We start from the raw sequence: 18,198 nt of genomic DNA, 5'->3' as shown, positions 1-18,198 counted from the left end.
CCCCGACGGTGGTCGATCAGCGGAGCCGATCGTACGGGGTGGTGCGGACCGACGCGGTCAGGGGCTCGCCGACGGCGTCGCGCCGGTCGATCTCGGCCAGCTGGCGGCGGGTGAGGCCCAGGTGCTGCGTGGGTGTGCGGGCCGTCTCGGGAGCGAAGATCGCGGCGATCCCGGAGACGACGACGATGCCGATCGTGAACAGCGCGACGGCGGGCCAGTTCTGCTCGTTGCCGGCACCGGTGACGAAGCCCTGCGCGATGGCCGGCGCGAAGCCCGCGAGCAGCAGCCCCAGCATGAGGCTCACGGCCATCCCGGAGTAGCGCACCCGCGCCGGGAACTGCTCGGGGAAGTACGCCGGGTACACCGAGTTCGACAGCGTGTACGCGACGCCGACCAGGAGGATGCCGAGCACCCAGACGAGTGTCATGTTGGCGGCGTCGACGGCGGCGAGCAGCGCGTAGATCGTGATCGACTGCAGGACGAGTCCCACGAGGAACACGGGCTTGCGGCCGACGCGGTCGGACAGGGCGCCGACCAACGGGCCGACGCAGACGGCGGTGAAGTTCGCGATGGTGATCACCCACAGCAGATCCGCGCGCGGGATGCCGGCGACGCTGGTGCCGTAGGCGAGGACGAAGACGTTGAACATCGTGTTGACGACGGTGAACAGCGCCATCAGCATCACGCGGAGCACGGTGAGGCCGTTGTAACGGAGCAGCGTGACGAGCGGGATCTTCGCGACCTCGTCGCTCTCCTTGACCTCTTCGAACACCTCGGGTTCGTCGAGCATGCGGCGCAGGAAGATCGCGACGATCGTCACCAACGCGGAGGCGAGGAACGGAACGCGCCAGCCCCAGCTCAGAAGAGCCTCCTCCGGCATCGCGGCGATCGGGATGAACACCAGGCTGGAGATCACGATCCCGAACATGATGCCGCTCATCGTCCAGCTCGTGAAGAAGCCGCGACGGTGGGCGGGCGAGTGCTCGAGGGTGAGGGCGCTGGAGCCGGGGGACTCGCCGCCGGCCGAGAATCCCTGGATGAGGCGGAGGAAGACGACGAGGATCGGCGCGAGGATGCCGACCACGTCCCAGGTGGGAAGGCACCCGACGGCGAACGTCGCGATGCCCATCACCAGCAGGCAGGCCAGCAGGGCGCGCTTGCGGCCCCACTTGTCGCCCACGTGCCCCCAGAAGATCGCACCGAAGGGTCGCGCGACGTAGGCGACCCCGACGGTGGCGAGCGAGAGGAGGGTGGCGACGCCGGGCTCACCGGCGGGGAAGAAGAGCTGCGGGAAGATCAGCGCAGCTGCGGACGCGAAGATGAAGAAGTCGTAGTACTCCAGCGCGCTGCCGATGAAGCCGGAGACGGCGGCGATGCGAGCGTTGTTCTTGGGTTTGGGTGGAGATGTCGTCGTTGACATGTCGTCTGCCTTCCATTGGACGACGCGAGGGTCAGCGTCGTTGTCTGCCAGGGTCCGACTGCGGCCCGCAGTCGATGGAGTCACACTGACAGCCGCATTGAGACATGTAAATGACTTTATGCGTCACTGACTAAGCCGTGATCGTGCTTAATCTGCGGGAGTGGGCAGGATCTTCTCGGACAGTCCGAGCACGGCGCTCACGGCCGCGGACTGCTCGTCGGTCATCCAGGCGATGCCGTGGAGCATGTACTGGGGTTCGTCGTGGAATCGGACCCACCGGGCTCCCCGCGGCATGATCGGCGCGAGGTCCTCGGCGATGACCGAGACGCCAAGACCCGCCGCGACCAGCGTCAGCATGATGTAGGGGTCGGTGATCTCCTGCGTCACCCGAGGTCGGAAGCCGGCCGCGATGCAGCAGCGCATCAATGCTTCCGCCATCGAGGAGGAGCCGTCCATCGGCATCGACAGGAAGTCGTCGTCGGCGAGCTGCGCCGCGCTGATCGAGGCCTCGTCGGCGAGCGGGTGATCGACCGGTAGCGCCGCCCCGAGTTCGGTGCGGGCGATCAACCGGGAGGCGACACCCTCGGCCGTGATGGGCAGACCGACGAAGGCGATGTCGAGAGTGCCGTTCCGCAGCTTCACCAGACCGTCGCCGGTACGCACGCGGCTCACGAGTTGCAGATCGATATCCGGCAGTTCGCGGCGCACGGTGCGGGCGAGAACCGGGAGGGTCAGATGATTGAACGCCCCGGAGAACCCGATACGCACAGTCCCGTGGACCGCGCCGGACGCGGCCCGGGCGGCCGCCGTCGCGAGGGCGAGGTCTTGGATGACGCGGTAGGCCATGGGGAGCAGCGCCGATCCCGCCGGTGTCAGCGCGACACTGCGGGTGTTGCGTTCGAACAGGTCGGCACCCACGCTCGCCTCGAGCCTGCGGATGGTCTGGCTCAGGGGCGACTGCGCGATACGGAGGCGTTGCGCGGCGCGACCGAAGTGCAGCTCCTCCGCGACGGCGATGAAGGCCTCCAACCACCGGATCTCCACTGTGATCTCCCCGATCTGCCGTGCGGGAGGCATCCATTCGCCGGCCCGGCCGAAGCCAGAACCGCACCTGATGCCTGCCCTTTTATACCGGAAGAATACATAATTCCGGATGCCGTCAGTCACAGTCCCCGATGGTGCGGTCTCAGCCGGGTGGGGTCGACAGGATCTCGACGAAGAACCCCAGGCTCGGTCGAGCGTCGAAGTACGCGTACCGGACGCCTCCCCCGCGCACCGAGTCGCCCTCCTGGTGGACGGGGATGCCGATGGCCGCCATGGCGTCGACGACGGTGTCATGATCCTCGACCGCGAATCGGATGTGATGCAGGCCCGGGCCGTGCTCGTCCTGGAACTCCTGCCAGATGTCGGGACCGCCGCGCGGGGAGAGGAATTCGAGCTCGAGGCCGAAGAGGTCGTAGAACAACGCGCCGACTCGCGTGTCGATCGTGCGGCCCCTATAGGAGGTGCCGGTGTACACGTTCTCGGAACGGGAGCGCGGCTCGAGCCCGAAGATCGCGCGCATCCCGACCTCGACGGCGTTGAGATCGGGGACCACTATTCCCACCTGGTCGAGGGCGGACGCGAGATCGCGGAGATTCGACGTCGGTTGCCCGAGGGAGTCGCGGGAGGTCATCGTGGTCGTCCTTCTCTCGTCCAGGTGTCAGCGGTCGACCGTCGCACGAGTTCGCGAGCCCTGTCGGGGGCGCGCCAGGTCTCGTGGCGCGTCGTCGCGTGGGTCGGCGCTCTCGCGGCGCGCGGCATCCATGGCGGCGATGTAGCCGAACGTCATTCCCGCACCGACCTGGCCGCCCGCGCCGGGGTACTCCGCCGCCATGGGTGAGTCGGCGTCGTTGCCGGCGGCGTACAGCCCGGGAACGACATCGCCGTGGGCGTCGAGCACGTGAGCGCTCTCGTCGATGCGCAGTCCGAGAGCCGTGCCCAGGGGTGTGGGCACGAGAGGGAGGGCGTAGAAGGGGCCCTTCTCGATCGGCCCGAGGTTGACGTTCGGGGTGTGGCGGGGGTCGCCGTACTGGTGGCCGAACGGGCTCGATCCCTTGCCGAACTCCTCGTCGACACCGGTGAGGGCGGCGCGGTTGTTGGTGCGCACCGTCTGGGCCAGACCGTCGGGGTCGATGCCGATCCGCTTCGCAAGGGCGTGGAGGGAATCCGCCCGGTGGATGTACCCGCCGGTGACGTACTTGCGCAGGAACGCTGCGGGTGTGTGGGGGCGGATCATGCCGAGCCCGTACTCGTAGAGCGATCGCGAGTCGATGATGAGCCACGCCGGCACCGCCTCGTCGGTCGCCTGCGTCCGGTACATGGCCCTCACGAACCGGTGGTACGACACGGACTCGTCGACGAAGCGACGGCCGGATGCCGTGACGGCGACGATTCCGGGCTTCGCGCGGTCCCAGATGTGCGGGAACACCACGAGCGAGCCGTCCTTGCGATGCCCGATGGAACTGGGGAACCAGAAGCCGTTGTCGTCGTGGTCGGGTCCCAGCGCGCCGCCCGCAGCGAGGCCGAGGGCGATCGAGTCGCCGGTGGCGCTCTCGGCCGCGCGGGTGAACTGCGGGGTCGGTGTGGGAAGGTGCTGTTCGCGCCACGACCGGCTGGCCGAGAAACCACCGCCGGCCAGGACGACGCCACGGCGGACGCGGATGCGCCGCTCCTGTCCGGCCGTTTCGATCACGGCGCCGATGACCGCCCCATTCTCGACGAGGAGTTCCTTGGCCGTGCTGTTGAACAGCACCTCGCCGCCACGGGTCTTGAGGGTGTGGAACAGGTTCGCGACCAGGGCATTGCCCATGGCCAGTCTCGTTCCGCGCGGGTATGTGATCCGATCGAAGAACCACCGCACGCCGAGCCGGAGTGCGAGGAGGGCGGCGCGTGGCGACCAACGGAAGAGCTTCAGCAGTTGCGTGACCTCGGCGCGGCGCACCATCAGCGTGCCGCCGAAGAGGGCGAACTCCGGAACGGGTCGGCGTACTCGACGGAAATCGTCGATGCCCAGCCTGCGGCCGTCGAACGTCTCGGGTTCCAGGGCACGGCCCACACCCGCCCCCTCGATCTCGGGGTGGTAGTCCACCACGGTCTGCGAGTGCCAGAACCGCACGCCGAGGTCGTGGAACCAGTCGATCATCTCGGGTGCGCGCGCCAGATAGGTCTCCCGCATCTCCCGGGGTGCCTTGTCGCCGACGACGAGGTCGAGATAGCGCGAGGCGTCGCGCTGCTCATCGACCTGGCCGGCGGCGCGCTGGTAGCGGTGGCCGGGAACCCAGCAGGTGCCGGCGGAGTAGGCGGTCGTGCCGCCCAGGTACTCGGTCTTCTCCAGCACCAGCGTGCTCAGGCCTTTCGCGGCGGCGGTGGTCGCGGCGGACAGGCCCGCCGCGCCGGTGCCGAGCACGAGAAGGTCGACGGTGTCGTGCCAGGGGGCGCTGTCGGTCATGGGTTCTCCTTCGATGCGGATGCCGTGCGCCTACGCGGCGGCAGTGTCGCGGGCTTCGTCGACGCGGTCGATGAGCTGCCTGGCGGAGCGCGCGGCGAGAGTCGCGTACTCGAGCGGACTCCATCGCGCCTGCAGCTCGGCGTGCGGGATCTCCACGCTCACCGGGGTCCCGGCCGGGGTCGCGTCGAGGAGCTCGGCAAGCGGCAAGGCGCCCTCGCCCACGAGGAGACGCTGCACGCGCGCCTCCCGCTGGAGCGCGGCGACCCGATCCGGCCCGGTGGGCGCCTCCAGGGGCGCGTCGCACAGTTGCACGACGGGGACGAGATCGGGTTCGAGGGCGCGGATCTCGTCGAGCGTGCTGCCGCCGCGGTGCACATGGAGCGGGTCGAGCATGATCGCGGCGCGGGCGGCGCGGGCGACGGCTGCCGCGTCCGCGACGCGGCTCACCGGTTGGTACGAGATCGGCTCCAGGACGGGACGGATGCCGTACCCGGCCGCGTCTGCGGTGAGTCGCGTGAGCGTGTCCAGCAGGCGGGAGCGGTCGGGGTCGGCGCCGGTCACGGTGAGCGCGGTGGCGCCCAGCGCCGCCCCGGATTCCAAGGCGGCGAGCCAGTCGCCCGACGTGGTGGTGGGGGTGATCGGCAGGAACTCGATGTCGCGCACGATGATGCCCGTGTCATCCATTCGGGCGATCGTCTCCCGCAGCATCGGCGAGCCGGCGTGCATCGGGAAGGCGCGCTCGGTCGCAGTGACCGCCTTGACTCGGAGGCCGACGAAGTCGAACCCGGCGGCCGCGGCGGTCGTGACGACCTCCGGTGGTGTGAGCGAGAGCAGGGTGAGATGGGCGACACCCAGGGACCGTTTCATCGGAGTGCCTCTTTCTTCATCCGTGCGAGCTCGCGTCCGGCGACGTAGCCGAATGCGAGGGCGGGGCCGATGTTGACACCACCGGCGGGGTAGTGGCCGGCCATCACATTCGCCTGATCCGCGCCGACCGCATACAGTCCTTCGATCGGTCGCCCGTCGGCATCCACGACCCGGGCGTGACCGTCGGTGGCCAGGCCGGCGAACGTGCCGAATGAGCCGGGAACGACTCGGACCGCATAGAACGGACCCTTCTCCAGCGGCGCCAGCGAGGGGTTCGGTGTGTAGGAGACGTCTCCGCCGTACCGGTTGAAGGGTGTGGAGCCGCGCTGGAACTCGGTGTCGACACCCCGGCGGGCATCGGCGTTGAACTTCTCCACCGTCGCGAGGAGACCGTCCGGGTCGATGCCGCATTTCGCGGCGAGCTCGGGCAGCGTCCGTGCTCGCACGAGATACCCGCTGGACAGGTACGGGAACAGCGGCACCGGCCGCGGCTTGGCCATCCCCAGCGGGAATCGGCGCACGAACGTCGCATCCGCGATCTGCCACGACTGCACGGGCTCACCCTCGGGCGCAGCCTGGAACATGCCCGTGACGTAGTCGAAGTAGCCGTTGGCCTCGTTGACGAACCGCTTGCCGGTGCTGACGACGCCGATGCTGCCGGGCTTGGCTCGGTCCATGATGTGCGGGAACACGCCGGTGCGACCGTTGCGATACGGCACGAGCGAGACCGGACACCAGGCGCCCGCCGACGCAGCTTGCACGAGCACGCCGCCGACGCTCTCGCCCAGGGTGATCCCGGAGCCGTCGGCCGTCCGCGGCGCGAGCGTCCAATGCTCTCGCCCGGTCGGCGTGCGGGGGAACCGCTCGCGCCGTCGCTCCACATCATTCGGGAATCCGCCGCCCGCGAGCACGACTCCCGCGCGAGCGTGGAAGGTCATCTCCCCGTCGGGGGTGTCGGCGACGACGCCCGTGACCCGGCCGTCGCCGTCCGTGAGGATCCTGCGGGCGGGCGAGGTGACGCGTATCTCGACGCCGGCATCCTCGGCGGATTGCAGAAGGCGGCCGACCAGTGCCGTGCCGTTGACGAGCTGCCATCCCCGACGGTGGAGGACCAGATCCCAGAGGTGGAACCCGAACCGCCAGAAGCAGTGCCAGAGGCCTTTCACGCTGCCGCGCGCTGCGGACAGGAATGCTCCCAGGTCGGGCCCCGCCATGATGCCCATGCCCAGGAACGACGTCTCGTAGAGCTGTCCGCGCAGGAGTCTGCGCACGGCGGGGCTCAGCTTCCGGGCGTTGATGGGCTTCGCACCCGCGGAGCGGTTGCCGGTGCCCGCATGGGGGAGATCGCCGTAGATGTCGTTGATCTTCGACCCGGGCACGAACTTGAGCGCGGTTCTGGTGTGGAAGAACTCGATCATCTCGGGCGCAGCTTCGAGGAAGGCGGTGATCCGCTCCTCGTCGTAGTCGTCGCCGAGCGCCGCGCGCAGGTAGCTCTTGACGTCGTCGATCGACTCATCGACGCCCTCGGCTTTCGCGAGGATCGATCGCGGCGCCCACAGCCATCCGCCCGACCACGCGGTCGCCCCGCCGCAGGTCTCGTCGGCTTCGAGGACGAGGACGGAGCTTCCCCGGTGGGCGGCCGAGACGGCAGCCGCGAGCCCACCCGCTCCTGCCCCCACCACGACGATGTCGTAGGTTCCGTCGGACGGTTTCGATGGCATCAGGTTCCCCCGTTGGTACGTGATGATTGGCGCGAGTTCGCTACTCGCACTAAGCTTTGATTACACATATTCAGTAACTCATAATGTGTGATGCGAGCATAGCTTCCCGTCCGAGTGCCCGCAACGAGCACATCGCCGACGGCCTCAGCCGCCGCGGGCCCCCGCGGCCCGCGCACCCGGGGCGTCGGTGCCCCCGGTTAGGCTCGAAGGCATGCTGAACATGGCCGACGGTGTCGCGCGCCTCGGTGAGCTCGCCGAACACCCGGTGGTCGCCACTCTCGCGCGGGTGTTCGCCGACGCGGGGCGCGATCTGGCGATCGTGGGCGGTCCGGTGCGCGACGCGCTGCTCGGACGCACGACGCACGACCTCGACTTCACGACCGACGCGCGCCCCGACGAGATCCTGGCGCTCGTGAAGCCGGTGTCGTCGGTGCAGTGGGACGTCGGCCGCGCCTTCGGGACGATCGGCGCCAAGGTGCAGGGCGAGCAGGTCGAGATCACGACGTACCGGGCCGACAGCTACGACGGTGTGACCCGCAAGCCGACGGTCGAGTTCGGCGACACCCTCGAGGCCGACCTCACGCGGCGCGACTTCACCGTCAACGCGATGGCGCTGCGCGTCCCTTCGCGCACGCTCGTCGATCCGACCGGCGGCGTCGAAGACCTGCTCGCGCAGCGTCTCCGCACCCCGATCGACCCCGCGGTGAGCTTCGGCGACGATCCGCTCCGCATGCTCCGGGCAGCCCGGTTCGCCTCGCAGCTCGAGTTCGCGGTCGACCCCGAGACACTGGATGCCGTCGCCGAGCTGCGCGGAACGCTCGAGATCGTGAGCCCCGAACGCGTGCAGGCCGAACTCGTGCGGCTGCTCCAGACCGATGACCCGGTGCGTGGCATCCGGGTGCTCGTGGAAACGCGGTTGATCGAGGAGTTCCTCCCCGAGGTCCCGGCGCTGCGCCTCGAGGTCGATGAGCACCATCACCACAAAGACGTGTACGAGCACTCGCTCACGGTGCTGCGTCAGGCGATCGCGCTCGAGAAGCAGCGCCACCCCGGCGCTGCGCCCGACGTGCCGCTGCGCCTGGCGGCCCTGCTGCACGACATCGGCAAGCCCGCGACGCGGCGTCTGGAATCCGGCGGCGGCGTGACGTTCCACCACCACGACATCAAGGGCGCGCGCATGGCGCGCAAGCGCCTGCAGGCGCTGCGCTTCGACGCGGCGACCACGACGGTCGTCGCTCGCCTGGTGGAGTTGCACCTGCGGTTCTTCGGCTACGCCGAGGGGGCGTGGACGGATGCCGCGGTCCGCCGTTACGTCCGTGATGCCGGCGACGAGCTGGAACGCCTGCACATCCTCACGCGGGCGGACGTGACCACGCGCAACAAGCGGAAGGCCCAGCGTCTGGCATCCGCCTACGACGACATCGAGGCGCGCATCGTGGCGCTGCGCGAGCAGGAGGAGATCGATTCGATCCGTCCCGAGCTCGACGGCAACCGCATCCAGGAAATCCTGGGGTTGAAGCCCGGCCGCGAGGTCGGTGAGGCGTACCGCTTCCTGCTCGACCTGCGCCTCGACGAGGGCGTCCTCGGCGAGGACGAGGCCGAGAAGCGCCTGCGCGAATGGTGGGCCGCGCGGAGCTGAGGAGGCCGCCCGGCGTTCCGCCATGGAAATGCTGGGGAAACGCCCAGTGTCTAGGGTCATCCTCATGACCCCCCTCTCTCCCGCATTCCGTGCGCTGAGCGTCACCACGGTGACGATCGGAATCCTCGCGACCGCCGTGGTCCTGCCGGGCGCCGCAGTGGCCGACACCATCGACCCGGCCGCCGACATCTTCCCCGCGGTGGGGACGTCGGACTTCGATGTCGAGCACTACGACGTGCAGATGGACTACCGAGCCAACGACGACATCTCGGTGGTCACCACGATCACCGCCTCCGCCGCGGCGACCCTCGACACGATCCGCCTCGACTTCGAGGGGCTGACCGTCGACACCGTCACCGTCGACGGGGTCGCGGCGACCTTCGCACGCGAGGACGACAACGACGCGACGCTGCACAAGCTCGTCGTCACGCCGGCGGCTCCGGTGTCCGGCGACTTCACGGTGGCGGTGGAGTACCACGGCGCTCCGGGCACGCACGAGGATCCGGACGGGTCGTTCGAGGGGTGGATGCCGACGAGCGGCGGCGTGGTGGCGCTGGGGCAGCCGGTGGGCACGATGACGTGGCTGCCGAGCAACAACACCCCCAGCGACAAGGCGACCTACGACATCGAGGTCACCGCTCCGACCCAGACGGATGCTCGCGACCTGTCGGTGGCGAGCAGCGGCGATCTCGTCGGACAGGAGCCCGTCGACGCCGATCGCACGCGATGGTCGTGGCACGTCGGGACGCCGTTGTCGACGTCGATGCTCGTGCTCGCGGTCGGGCACTACGACATCCAGAACTCCACCATCACGCTGGCGAGCGGCCGCGTGTTGCCCGAGTGGTCGTTCGTCACGGCGGACGCGTCCGACGAGGACAAAGCTCTCGTGGCGAGCATGCGCGGGCGCATCGCCTCGATGCTCGACTGGCTCGAGACGAAGCTCGGACCGTACCCCGGGGAGAGCACGGGCCTCATCTACGACTACGCCGGCGTGGGGTACGCCCTAGAGACGCAGGACCGGCCGTTCTTCGACGGCGGGATCGACGAGGCCACGCTGCTCCACGAGCTCACTCACATGTGGCTCGGCAATTCGGTGAGTCCCCGCACCTGGTCGGAGATCTGGCTCAGCGAGGGCGGCGCTTCCTTCTTCGAGTCCTATTACGCGTGGGAGGTGCGAGAGCAGGGCGATCCGCGCGACCTCGCCGCCGAGGCGATCGGTCCCGAGGGCGACCCTGACATCTGGGAGGTCCCGACCGTCGGGTGGACCGACCCCGCCCAACTCTTCGGCAACCAGAGCTACGTGCGTGGCTCCTACGTCTACAGCGCCCTCATGAACGCCGTCGGCCCCGACGGCTTCGACCGGATCATGCGGGCGTGGACGAAGGAGCACGCGACGTCGTCCGTCGTCACGGAGGACTTCCTCGCGCTCGCCAACGAGGTGTCCGGCCGAGACCTCAGTCGCACGCTCGTGCAGTGGATCTCGAGCGACACCCCGCCGGCGGTCCCCGAGGACATCGTCTCGTTCGAGCCGCTCACTGCCGAGACGACGGTCGGCACGGCCCCCGTCCTCCCCACGGAGGTCACACCGAACTACCGGTCGGGACCGGGCTCGCCCGCGTCGGTCACGTGGGACACCGCGGATGCCGACTGGTCGACGCCGGGGACGGTCACCCTGACCGGAGCGGGCACCGACTTCTTCGGCGCACCGTTCACCACGGCATCACTCGTCGTGACCGTGTCGGCGGCGGCGAGCCCGAGTCCGACGGAATCGGCATCCCCGACCCCGTCGTCGGCCGCGCTCCCGCACACCCTCAGCGCGACCGGCGCGGAGCCGGCCACCGTGCCCCTGATCGCCGCGCTGTCGCTGTTGGTCGGCGGTGCCGTCGTCCTGGTCGCCGCGCGTCGGCGCCGGAAGGTCGACTGAGCTCGGCGGCCCCGACCCCGGGTTTGGGGCGCGTTTCTCCGTTTGGGGCGGAAAACCCGCGCCCCAAACCGAGAATCACGCCCCGAACCCGTCGTGCGAGCGCCGAGGGCGGCATCCCGGCCCGACCCCTGGCATCCCGCTGTGAACCCGCCCACTCCCCCCGGACGGCGACCTACACTGGGCACGACACCGTCACCGCCGATGGGAGTCCTGTGTCTTCGCCATGGTCGCGACCCGCCGTCTCCCCCGAGAACTCGGGGCTGCTGATCGCGCGCGCCCACGACGAACTGCTCGCCGGCAACGAGGATCGGCGGCTCAGCGACGTGCGTCCGCTGGTGCAGGAGTCGTGGCGGCGGTCGCTGGCATCCCTCGTCGGTCCGGAGGGTCTGCCGACACTCGATCTCGCGTCCGAGGAGCTCGAGGCGTATCGCCGCGCGCACCCGCTCGCCGGGGTGATGGACATGATCCGCGCCCTGCTGCTGCCGGGGTCGGCGGAGGATTCCGGCGTGGTGGTGGCCGTGGGCGATGCCGCCGGTCGCCTGCTGTGGGTCGAGGGTGATCGACAGATCCGCGCGCGCACCGGCGACATGGGATTCATCGCCGGGGCGAACTGGTCGGAGGACGTCGTGGGCACGTCCGCGCCCGGCACGGCGTTGACGCTCGACCGGTCGGTGCAGATCCGCGGGGCGGAGCATTTCAACCGTCTCGTGCAGCCGTGGTCGTGCACCGCGGCACCCGTGCACGATCCCGAGACGCGGCGGCTGCTCGGCATGATCGACGTCACGGGAGGCCCCGAGGCCGTGACCCCGCAAGCGCAATTGCTGGTGGATGCCACGGCCCGGGCGATCGAGAGCGAGATCCTCGTCGGGCGGCTCCGGGCGCAGCAGGACCCCCCGCCGCGTCGACCGCGGCGCTCCCCCGGGACGCGCGCGCTGCTGCGGATCCTCGGCCGGGATCGGGCGCTGTTGGAGGTGTCCGGCGAGTCCGGCGAGACGGTGGTCGAGCTCGGCGCGCGGCACGCCGAGATCTTGCTGCTGCTCGCCGTGCACCGCGAGGGGATGTCGGCCGAGGCGCTCAGCGAAGCGGTCTACGGGCACCCCGCCACCGAGACGCTGCGCCCCGAGATGGTGCGGTTGCGGAAGGTGCTCGAGCCCCTCGCGCCCGCGCTGGTGCCGGCCTCCCGCCCCTACCGGCTGCCCGAAGGCCTCGAGACCGACGCCCAGCAGATGGTGTCGCTGCTCGATCGCGGGGCGCACCGCGTCGCGCTCGCCGCCTACCGCGGGCCGGTGCTGCCCGATTCGGTGGCGCCGGGGGTGGCCGAGGTGCGGGAGTCGGTGCGTCAGGCGCTGCGCGAGGCGTTGATCGAGGAGGCGGGGATCGACGTGCTGCTCGCGTACGCCGACACCGTCGACGGGCGGGAGGATGCCGAGGTCTTGCGGCTGTGCCTCGGCATGCTGCCCGCGCGGTCGCCGAAGCGCGCCGGGCTCGTGTCACGGATCGAGCGTCTCGAACAGGACTGATGTCGGACCCCGTGGCTACGCTGAATCCATGGACGAACAGACGCTCGACATCTTCTCGGCAGCTCGCGCCCGTCGCGATGTGGGGCGCATCCGCGAGGCCGTCGCCGAGGTCAAGGCGGGTGACATCGCCCGCGTCCTGGTGCGATCGCCCCGCTACGGTCTGTACGCGATCGAGGGGGCCGTCCGCATCGGCGTGGGCGGGCAGCCGCTCGTCGGTGATGTGATCCTCGCGACCAGCGCCGAGATCCAGCGCATCGATCTCGGCATCTCCGCGCCCGAGCCGGCCCTGTCGGCCGACGTCGTCGACCCCTCGACCCTCCCCCACGGCACTCCCGTCCGCGTCACGTTCGTCACGCCGACGGCCGCGACGTTCGCCGTGACGGGGCCCATCACCGCGGGCAACGACCGCTTCCTCCTCGTCGGCAGCTGGATCGTGGCCGACGACCGCGCCATCGCTCCGCGCGTGGTGAGCATCGAGCGCCTCGACGACGTCGACCTGCACGAGGTCAACGTCCCCCCGCTGCGGTCGGTGCTGGTCGACGCCGACGCGTGAGCGCGTGAAGCGAGGGATGCCGCGGCCTCGGGGTCGCGGCATCCCTCCTTCGTGAAGGGCGTCAGGGCCGGATCAGCACCTTCAGCGCTTCGCGGCTGTCCATGAGGCGGTACGCCTCCGCGATCTCGGACAGCGGTAGTTCGCGGTCGAAGACGCGGCCGGGGTCGATGCTGCCGTCGAGCACCTGGGGCAGCGCCGCTTCGATGTACGCCCGGATGGTCGCGGGTCCGCCGGTCAGGGTGGCGTTCTTGCCGAACAGCGAGGTGAAGCCGACGGGTGCGTCCTCGTACTGGGGGACGCCGACGCGCGAGATGACTCCGCCGGGGCGGACGATCCGGTACGCCTGCTCGTAGGCGGGCATGTGTCCGACGGCTTCCAGCACCACGTGCGCGCCCTCGCCGCCGGTGAGGTCGAGCACGCGGGTCACGCCCTCGTCGCCCCGCTCGGCGACCACGTGCGTCGCGCCGAAGTCGCGACCCAGGCTCGTTCGCGCCTCGTGGCGCCCCATGAGGATGATCTTCTCGGCACCCAGCTGACGCGAGGCGAGGACCGCGGACAGACCGACGGCGCCGTCCCCGATGACGACGACGGTCTTCCCCGGCGCGACGCCGCCCCGGTGGGCGGCGTGGTGTCCGGTCAGGTACACGTCCGACAGCGTCAGCAGCGAGGGCATGAGCGCCTCGTCGGTGCCGGCCGGGACGACGACCGCGGTGCCGTCGGCCTGCGGGACCCGCAGGCGCTCGGCCTGGGTCGCCGACCCGGCGCCGTCGAAGAAGCCGCCGTGTACGCACGACGTCGTGATGCCGTCGCGGCAGAACACGCACGTGTTGTCCGACCAGGCGAAAGGCACGATCACGGTGTCGCCGACCGCGAGGGTGCGGACGTCCTCACCGATCTCCTCGACGACGCCGATGGCCTCGTGACCCATCCGGCGCCCCTCGGGGGTGTGCTCGAGGGAGTGGTACGGGTGCAGGTCGGACCCGCACACGCAGGCGTACGTCACCCGGATGACGGCATCCGTGGCTTCTTCGATGGTGGGATCGGCGACCTCTTCGACGCGGACGTCGCCCGCGCCGTACATCAGTGTGGCTCTCATCGTTTGCTCTCCTCGGTGGTGGGGCCGTTGTACTCGTCGTCGGAGACGTGGGAACCCCACGTCGCGCTCTCCGCGCCCTCGGGGGTCTCCCACAGGGCCAGGTGGGTCATGAAGCTGTCGGGTGCGGCACCGTGCCAGTGCTCTTCGCCGGGCGGACACGAGACCGTCTCGCCCGCGTGCACCTCGACGATGTCGCCGCCGCGCGCCTGCACCCGCGCGGTGCCCTCGACCACCCGCAGGGTCTGGCCGAGCGGATGCGAATGCCACGCCGTTCGCGCGCCCGGGGCGAACCGCACGAGGCCCGCGTGGAGCCGCTGACCGTCGTGCTGCGGTGACACGACCGGGTCGAGCCAGACGTCACCGGTGAACCATTCGGGCGGGTTCTTCACGGTCGGTGGGATGGGGAGGGTACGCATGGTGTGCTCCGTTCGTCAGGGCGGTACGCCCAGCACACTCCGTCGACGGCTCCCGCGGGAGGCCCTGACGGAAGGTGTACCGCCAGGGCATCCCTTCCTCCGCGCGACGGTCCTAGCGTGGACGGCATGGACAACAAGGCCGAGGTGCGGGAGTTCCTCACGACCCGCCGCGCCCGCGTCGCCCCCGAGCAGGTGGGGCTGCCGGCGGGCGCCAATCGGCGCGTTCCGGGTCTGCGGCGCGCGGAGGTCGCGATGCTCGCCGACGTGAGCGTCGAGTACTACGCCAAGCTCGAGCGCGGACAGATCGCCGGTGCCTCCGCCGCGGTGCTCGAGTCGCTCTCCCGCGCCCTGTTGCTCGACGAGACCGAGCGGATGCACCTCCTCGATCTCGCCCGGGCGGCCGATGGCATCCCGACCTCCGGGCGACCCCGGCGACGGTCGAGCGCCACTGTGTCCGCGCGTCCGGGTCTGCAGAGGACCCTGGATGCCATCACCGGCGGGCCGGCGTTCGTCCGCGACCGCCACCAGAACCTCGTCGCCACGAACGCCCTCGGAGCGGCGTTCTACTCCCCCGTCATCGGTGCCGGCGGGCGGGCGCCGAATCTGGCGCGATTCCAGTTCCTCGACCCGGCGGCGCGCGACTTCTACCCCGACTGGGAGCTGTTCGCGCAGATGTGCGTCGGGATCATGCGGGTCGAGGCCGGGCGCGACCCCCACGACCGCACGATGCAGGACCTCGTCGGTGAGCTCACGACCCGCAGCGAGACCTTCGCCCGCCTGTGGTCGGCGCACGACGTGCGCACCCACGGGACCGGGACCAAGAGGTTCCATCACCCGGTGGTCGGCGAGCTCACCCTCGCGTATGAAGAACTCGCCGTCACCGCCGAAGACGGGATGGCGCTGCTGGTCTACACCGCCGAACCCGGGTCGCCGTCGGCCGAGCGCCTGCAGATGCTCGCCAGCTGGTCGCTCAGCGAGGCGGGTCGCCCGTGAACGTCGATGATCTTCTCGAAGCCCTCGACCGCGGTGACACGATCACCGGCGGATCGCCCCTGCACGACGTCATGCACGCCGCGAGTCAGGAGGCCCTGCGGATCGCGGCCGAGCTGAACTCCGCGTACCGCGAGCCCGACGACGTGCGTGCCCTCCTCGCGCGGCTGACGGGGCGTGAGATCGACGAATCCGTCACGCTCTTCCCGCCCTTCACCAGCGATTTCGGTCGCAACATCCGGCTGGGCGAGCGGGTGTTCATCAATTCCGGATGCCGCTTCCAAGACCAGGGTGGCATCACGATCGGCGACGACTGCCTGATCGGCCACAACGTGGTGATCGCGACGCTGCAGCACGGCATCGACCCCGCTCGCCGCGCGGATCTGCTGCCCGCGCCGGTGGTCCTCGGACGCAACGTGTGGCTCGGGGCGAACGTCACGGTCCTGCCCGGAGTGACGATCGGCGACGATGCGGTGGTCGGCGCCGGATCGGTGGTCACGCGAGACGTCCCGGCGGCCACGATCGCGGTGGGGTCTCCCGCGCGGGTGGTGCGCGGCATCCACGACCCGGCGTAGGGGCGGGTCGGGCGGCGCGTGCGCGCGCGGGGCGGGGTGCGCGTGGTGCGGTCGCGGTCGCGCGGCGCCGAGAGCACACGATCCGTGCGAGGTCACACGCTATGGGCGGCCGTACCGTGTGCTTTCGCACGGATCGTGTGCTCTCGCGGTCCCGACCCCCCGGTCCGACCCCGTGCAACCGGATGCAACGTGGCGCGGCGTACGTTCGGCGCATCGCCGCCCGAAGCCGTCGCGGCGTCTCATGACCGTCGAAGGAGACACGCATGACCATCGTCGAAGAAGGCGTTTCCAGCGTCTACGCCGCCCCCGGTTCGCGCGGGGCCGTCGCCCAGTATCGCGAGCGGTACGGCCACTACATCGGCGGGGAGTGGGTCGAGCCGCACAGCGGCGAGTACTTCGAAGACATCACCCCCGTCACCGGCAAGCCGTTCTGCGAGGTCGCCCGTGGCGACGCCGCCGACATCGATCGGGCAGTGGATGCCGCCTGGAAGGCGTTCGCGTCCTGGAAGAAGACCACGCCCGCCGAGCGCAGCGTCATCCTGAACAGGATCGCCGACCGCATCGAGCAGAACCTCGAGATGATCGCCGTCGCCGAGACGTGGGAGAACGGCAAGCCGGTGCGCGAGACGCTCGCCGCCGACATTCCCCTGACCGTCGACCACTTCCGCTACTTCGCGGGTGTGCTGCGGGCCCAGGAGGGGTCGCTCAGCCAGCTCGACGAGAACACCGTCGCGTACCACTTCAACGAGCCGCTCGGTGTGGTGGCGCAGATCATCCCGTGGAACTTCCCGATCCTGATGGCCGCCTGGAAGCTCGCCCCGGCGCTCGCCGCGGGCAACTGCGTCGTGATCAAGCCGGCCGAGCAGACTCCGGCATCCCTGCTGTTCCTGTTCGACATCATCGGCGACCTGCTGCCGGCCGGTGTCGTGAACATCGTCAACGGTTTCGGCATCGAGGCGGGGGCGCCGCTGGCGCAGCACAAGCGGGTCCGCAAGGTCGCCTTCACGGGTGAGACCACCACGGGCCGCCTGATCATGCAGTACGCGTCGCAGAACCTCATCCCGGTGACGCTGGAGCTCGGGGGCAAGAGCCCGAACGTCTTCTTCGAGGACGTGGCCCGCGCGACCGACGACGCCTACTACGACAAGGCGCTCGAGGGCTTCACGCTCTTCGCGCTGAACCAGGGCGAGGTGTGCACGTGCCCGTCGCGGGCGCTGATCCAGCGGTCGATCTACGACCAGTTCCTCGGCGACGGCCTCGCGCGCGTCGGCAAGGTGAAGCAGGGCAACCCGCTCGACCCCGAGACGATGATCGGCGCTCAGGCCTCGAACGACCAGCTCGAGAAGATCCTGTCGTACATCGAGATCGGCAAGGCCGGCGGCGCGAAGCTGCTCACCGGTGGCGAGCGGGTCGACCTCGGCGGCGAGCTGTCGGGCGGCTACTACGTCGCACCGACCGTCTTCGAGGGCACGAACGACATGCGGATCTTCCAGGAGGAGATCTTCGGTCCGGTGCTCGCGGTCACGTCGTTCGACAGCTTCGACGACGCGATCTCGATCGCGAACGACACCCTCTACGGCCTCGGCGCCGGTGTGTGGAGCCGCAGCGGCGACACCGCCTACCGCGCCGGCCGGGCCATCGAGGCCGGACGCGTCTGGACCAACACCTACCACCAGTACCCGGCGCACGCCGCGTTCGGCGGGTACAAGCAGTCGGGCATCGGCCGCGAGAACCACCTCAAGATGCTCGACCACTACCAGCAGACGAAGAACCTGCTCGTGTCGTACGCCGAAGGGGCGATGGGCTTCTTCTAAGCCGGCGCCTCGCGGACGGAGCGCCGGGGCGGCGGGTCGCCGACGCTCAGTGACCCCCGGGATGCCCCCCGGGGGTCACACCCATTTGCTCGGTGGCGCTGCGGCGTCGCCGGGGCCTCGTCCCACTTGTTGCGGTTCCCTGGGCAGGTGCGTCCCACTTGTTGCGGTTTCGG

The 18,198-nt window shown here is 70.0% G+C and carries 15 protein-coding genes; 7 read left to right on the top strand and 8 right to left on the bottom strand.

From position 1 onward, the window contains the following. Window positions 1–16: 16 nt before the first annotated feature. The 6 genes from P8R59_RS06220 to P8R59_RS06195 all read right to left on the bottom strand — a co-directional run bounded on the left by P8R59_RS06220 (window position 17) and on the right by P8R59_RS06195 (window position 7,498). Entirely contained in the window at window positions 17–1,420 is a 1,404-nt protein-coding gene (locus tag P8R59_RS06220) for an MFS transporter (RefSeq protein WP_278103196.1), read from the bottom strand. Between the two features lie 147 nt (window positions 1,421–1,567). After that, complete coding sequence (locus P8R59_RS06215; RefSeq protein WP_278103195.1) at window positions 1,568–2,497, bottom strand: LysR family transcriptional regulator; 930 nt, start codon at window positions 2,495–2,497, stop codon at window positions 1,568–1,570. Window positions 2,498–2,606: 109 nt separating this feature from the next. Next, window positions 2,607–3,095: a VOC family protein gene (locus P8R59_RS06210; protein ID WP_278103194.1), complete on the bottom strand. Its 489-nt coding sequence runs from the start codon at window positions 3,093–3,095 to the stop codon at window positions 2,607–2,609. 27 nt (window positions 3,096–3,122) lie between these two features. Beyond that, complete coding sequence (locus P8R59_RS06205; RefSeq protein ID WP_278103193.1) at window positions 3,123–4,910, bottom strand: FAD-dependent oxidoreductase; 1,788 nt, start codon at window positions 4,908–4,910, stop codon at window positions 3,123–3,125. A gap of 30 nt (window positions 4,911–4,940) precedes the next feature. Further along, window positions 4,941–5,777 (bottom strand): sugar phosphate isomerase/epimerase family protein, encoded by an 837-nt coding sequence (locus P8R59_RS06200; protein WP_278103192.1) that lies wholly within the window; start codon window positions 5,775–5,777, stop codon window positions 4,941–4,943. Then, on the bottom strand, window positions 5,774–7,498 hold the full coding sequence (locus tag P8R59_RS06195) for an FAD-dependent oxidoreductase (RefSeq protein ID WP_278103191.1): 1,725 nt from the start codon (window positions 7,496–7,498) through the stop codon (window positions 5,774–5,776). The genes P8R59_RS06200 and P8R59_RS06195 overlap by 4 nt, the downstream gene beginning before the upstream one ends. A gap of 211 nt (window positions 7,499–7,709) precedes the next feature. Between P8R59_RS06195 and P8R59_RS06190 the strand changes: the two genes are divergently transcribed. The 4 genes from P8R59_RS06190 to P8R59_RS06175 all read left to right on the top strand — a co-directional run bounded on the left by P8R59_RS06190 (window position 7,710) and on the right by P8R59_RS06175 (window position 13,134). Continuing rightward, the gene (locus tag P8R59_RS06190) at window positions 7,710–9,137 is read left to right on the top strand and encodes a CCA tRNA nucleotidyltransferase (RefSeq protein ID WP_278103190.1); all 1,428 of its coding nucleotides are present in this window, start codon (window positions 7,710–7,712) and stop codon (window positions 9,135–9,137) included. A gap of 64 nt (window positions 9,138–9,201) precedes the next feature. After that, window positions 9,202–11,061, top strand: a complete 1,860-nt coding sequence (locus P8R59_RS06185; RefSeq protein WP_278103189.1) for a M1 family aminopeptidase — start codon at window positions 9,202–9,204, stop codon at window positions 11,059–11,061. Window positions 11,062–11,273: 212 nt separating this feature from the next. Next, a complete protein-coding gene (locus tag P8R59_RS06180; protein WP_278103188.1) occupies window positions 11,274–12,581 on the top strand; it encodes a GAF domain-containing protein in 1,308 nt (435 codons plus the stop codon). 28 nt (window positions 12,582–12,609) lie between these two features. After that, entirely contained in the window at window positions 12,610–13,134 is a 525-nt protein-coding gene (locus P8R59_RS06175; protein WP_278103187.1) for a hypothetical protein, read from the top strand. A gap of 61 nt (window positions 13,135–13,195) precedes the next feature. Here the strand turns inward: P8R59_RS06175 and P8R59_RS06170 are convergent, their stop codons facing one another. Both P8R59_RS06170 and P8R59_RS06165 read right to left on the bottom strand, forming a co-directional pair. Continuing rightward, window positions 13,196–14,230 (bottom strand): zinc-binding dehydrogenase, encoded by a 1,035-nt coding sequence (locus tag P8R59_RS06170; protein WP_278103186.1) that lies wholly within the window; start codon window positions 14,228–14,230, stop codon window positions 13,196–13,198. Continuing rightward, on the bottom strand, window positions 14,227–14,646 hold the full coding sequence (locus P8R59_RS06165) for a (R)-mandelonitrile lyase (protein WP_278103185.1): 420 nt from the start codon (window positions 14,644–14,646) through the stop codon (window positions 14,227–14,229). Before P8R59_RS06165 ends, P8R59_RS06170 begins: the two co-directional genes overlap by 4 nt. A 126-nt stretch (window positions 14,647–14,772) precedes the next feature. On the opposite strand from P8R59_RS06165, the gene P8R59_RS06160 reads away from it, so the two are divergent. The 3 genes from P8R59_RS06160 to exaC all read left to right on the top strand — a co-directional run bounded on the left by P8R59_RS06160 (window position 14,773) and on the right by exaC (window position 18,025). After that, window positions 14,773–15,639 (top strand): helix-turn-helix domain-containing protein, encoded by an 867-nt coding sequence (locus P8R59_RS06160; protein WP_278103184.1) that lies wholly within the window; start codon window positions 14,773–14,775, stop codon window positions 15,637–15,639. Further along, on the top strand, window positions 15,636–16,211 hold the full coding sequence (locus P8R59_RS06155; RefSeq protein ID WP_278103183.1) for a sugar O-acetyltransferase: 576 nt from the start codon (window positions 15,636–15,638) through the stop codon (window positions 16,209–16,211). Before P8R59_RS06160 ends, P8R59_RS06155 begins: the two co-directional genes overlap by 4 nt. A gap of 263 nt (window positions 16,212–16,474) precedes the next feature. After that, window positions 16,475–18,025: an acetaldehyde dehydrogenase ExaC gene (gene exaC, locus P8R59_RS06150; protein ID WP_278103182.1), complete on the top strand. Its 1,551-nt coding sequence runs from the start codon at window positions 16,475–16,477 to the stop codon at window positions 18,023–18,025. Window positions 18,026–18,198: the final 173 nt, after the last annotated feature.

This window comes from Microbacterium proteolyticum (assembly GCF_029639405.1).
Classification (GTDB): domain Bacteria; phylum Actinomycetota; class Actinomycetes; order Actinomycetales; family Microbacteriaceae; genus Microbacterium.
This window is presented reverse-complemented; position numbering and strand designations above follow the sequence as displayed.

Excerpts from the sequence above, each read along its gene's own strand:
- P8R59_RS06220 (WP_278103196.1), bottom strand. The coding sequence starts at position 1,420 with ATGTCAACGACGACATCTCCACCCAAACCCAAGAACAACGCTCGCATC.
- P8R59_RS06215 (WP_278103195.1), bottom strand. The coding sequence starts at position 2,497 with ATGCCTCCCGCACGGCAGATCGGGGAGATCACAGTGGAGATCCGGTGG.
- P8R59_RS06210 (WP_278103194.1), bottom strand. The coding sequence starts at position 3,095 with ATGACCTCCCGCGACTCCCTCGGGCAACCGACGTCGAATCTCCGCGAT.
- P8R59_RS06205 (WP_278103193.1), bottom strand. The coding sequence starts at position 4,910 with ATGACCGACAGCGCCCCCTGGCACGACACCGTCGACCTTCTCGTGCTC.
- P8R59_RS06200 (WP_278103192.1), bottom strand. The coding sequence starts at position 5,777 with ATGAAACGGTCCCTGGGTGTCGCCCATCTCACCCTGCTCTCGCTCACA.
- P8R59_RS06195 (WP_278103191.1), bottom strand. The coding sequence starts at position 7,498 with ATGCCATCGAAACCGTCCGACGGAACCTACGACATCGTCGTGGTGGGG.
- P8R59_RS06190 (WP_278103190.1), top strand. The coding sequence starts at position 7,710 with ATGCTGAACATGGCCGACGGTGTCGCGCGCCTCGGTGAGCTCGCCGAA.
- P8R59_RS06185 (WP_278103189.1), top strand. The coding sequence starts at position 9,202 with ATGACCCCCCTCTCTCCCGCATTCCGTGCGCTGAGCGTCACCACGGTG.
- P8R59_RS06175 (WP_278103187.1), top strand. The coding sequence starts at position 12,610 with ATGGACGAACAGACGCTCGACATCTTCTCGGCAGCTCGCGCCCGTCGC.
- P8R59_RS06170 (WP_278103186.1), bottom strand. The coding sequence starts at position 14,230 with ATGAGAGCCACACTGATGTACGGCGCGGGCGACGTCCGCGTCGAAGAG.
- P8R59_RS06165 (WP_278103185.1), bottom strand. The coding sequence starts at position 14,646 with ATGCGTACCCTCCCCATCCCACCGACCGTGAAGAACCCGCCCGAATGG.
- P8R59_RS06160 (WP_278103184.1), top strand. The coding sequence starts at position 14,773 with ATGGACAACAAGGCCGAGGTGCGGGAGTTCCTCACGACCCGCCGCGCC.
- exaC (WP_278103182.1), top strand. The coding sequence starts at position 16,475 with ATGACCATCGTCGAAGAAGGCGTTTCCAGCGTCTACGCCGCCCCCGGT.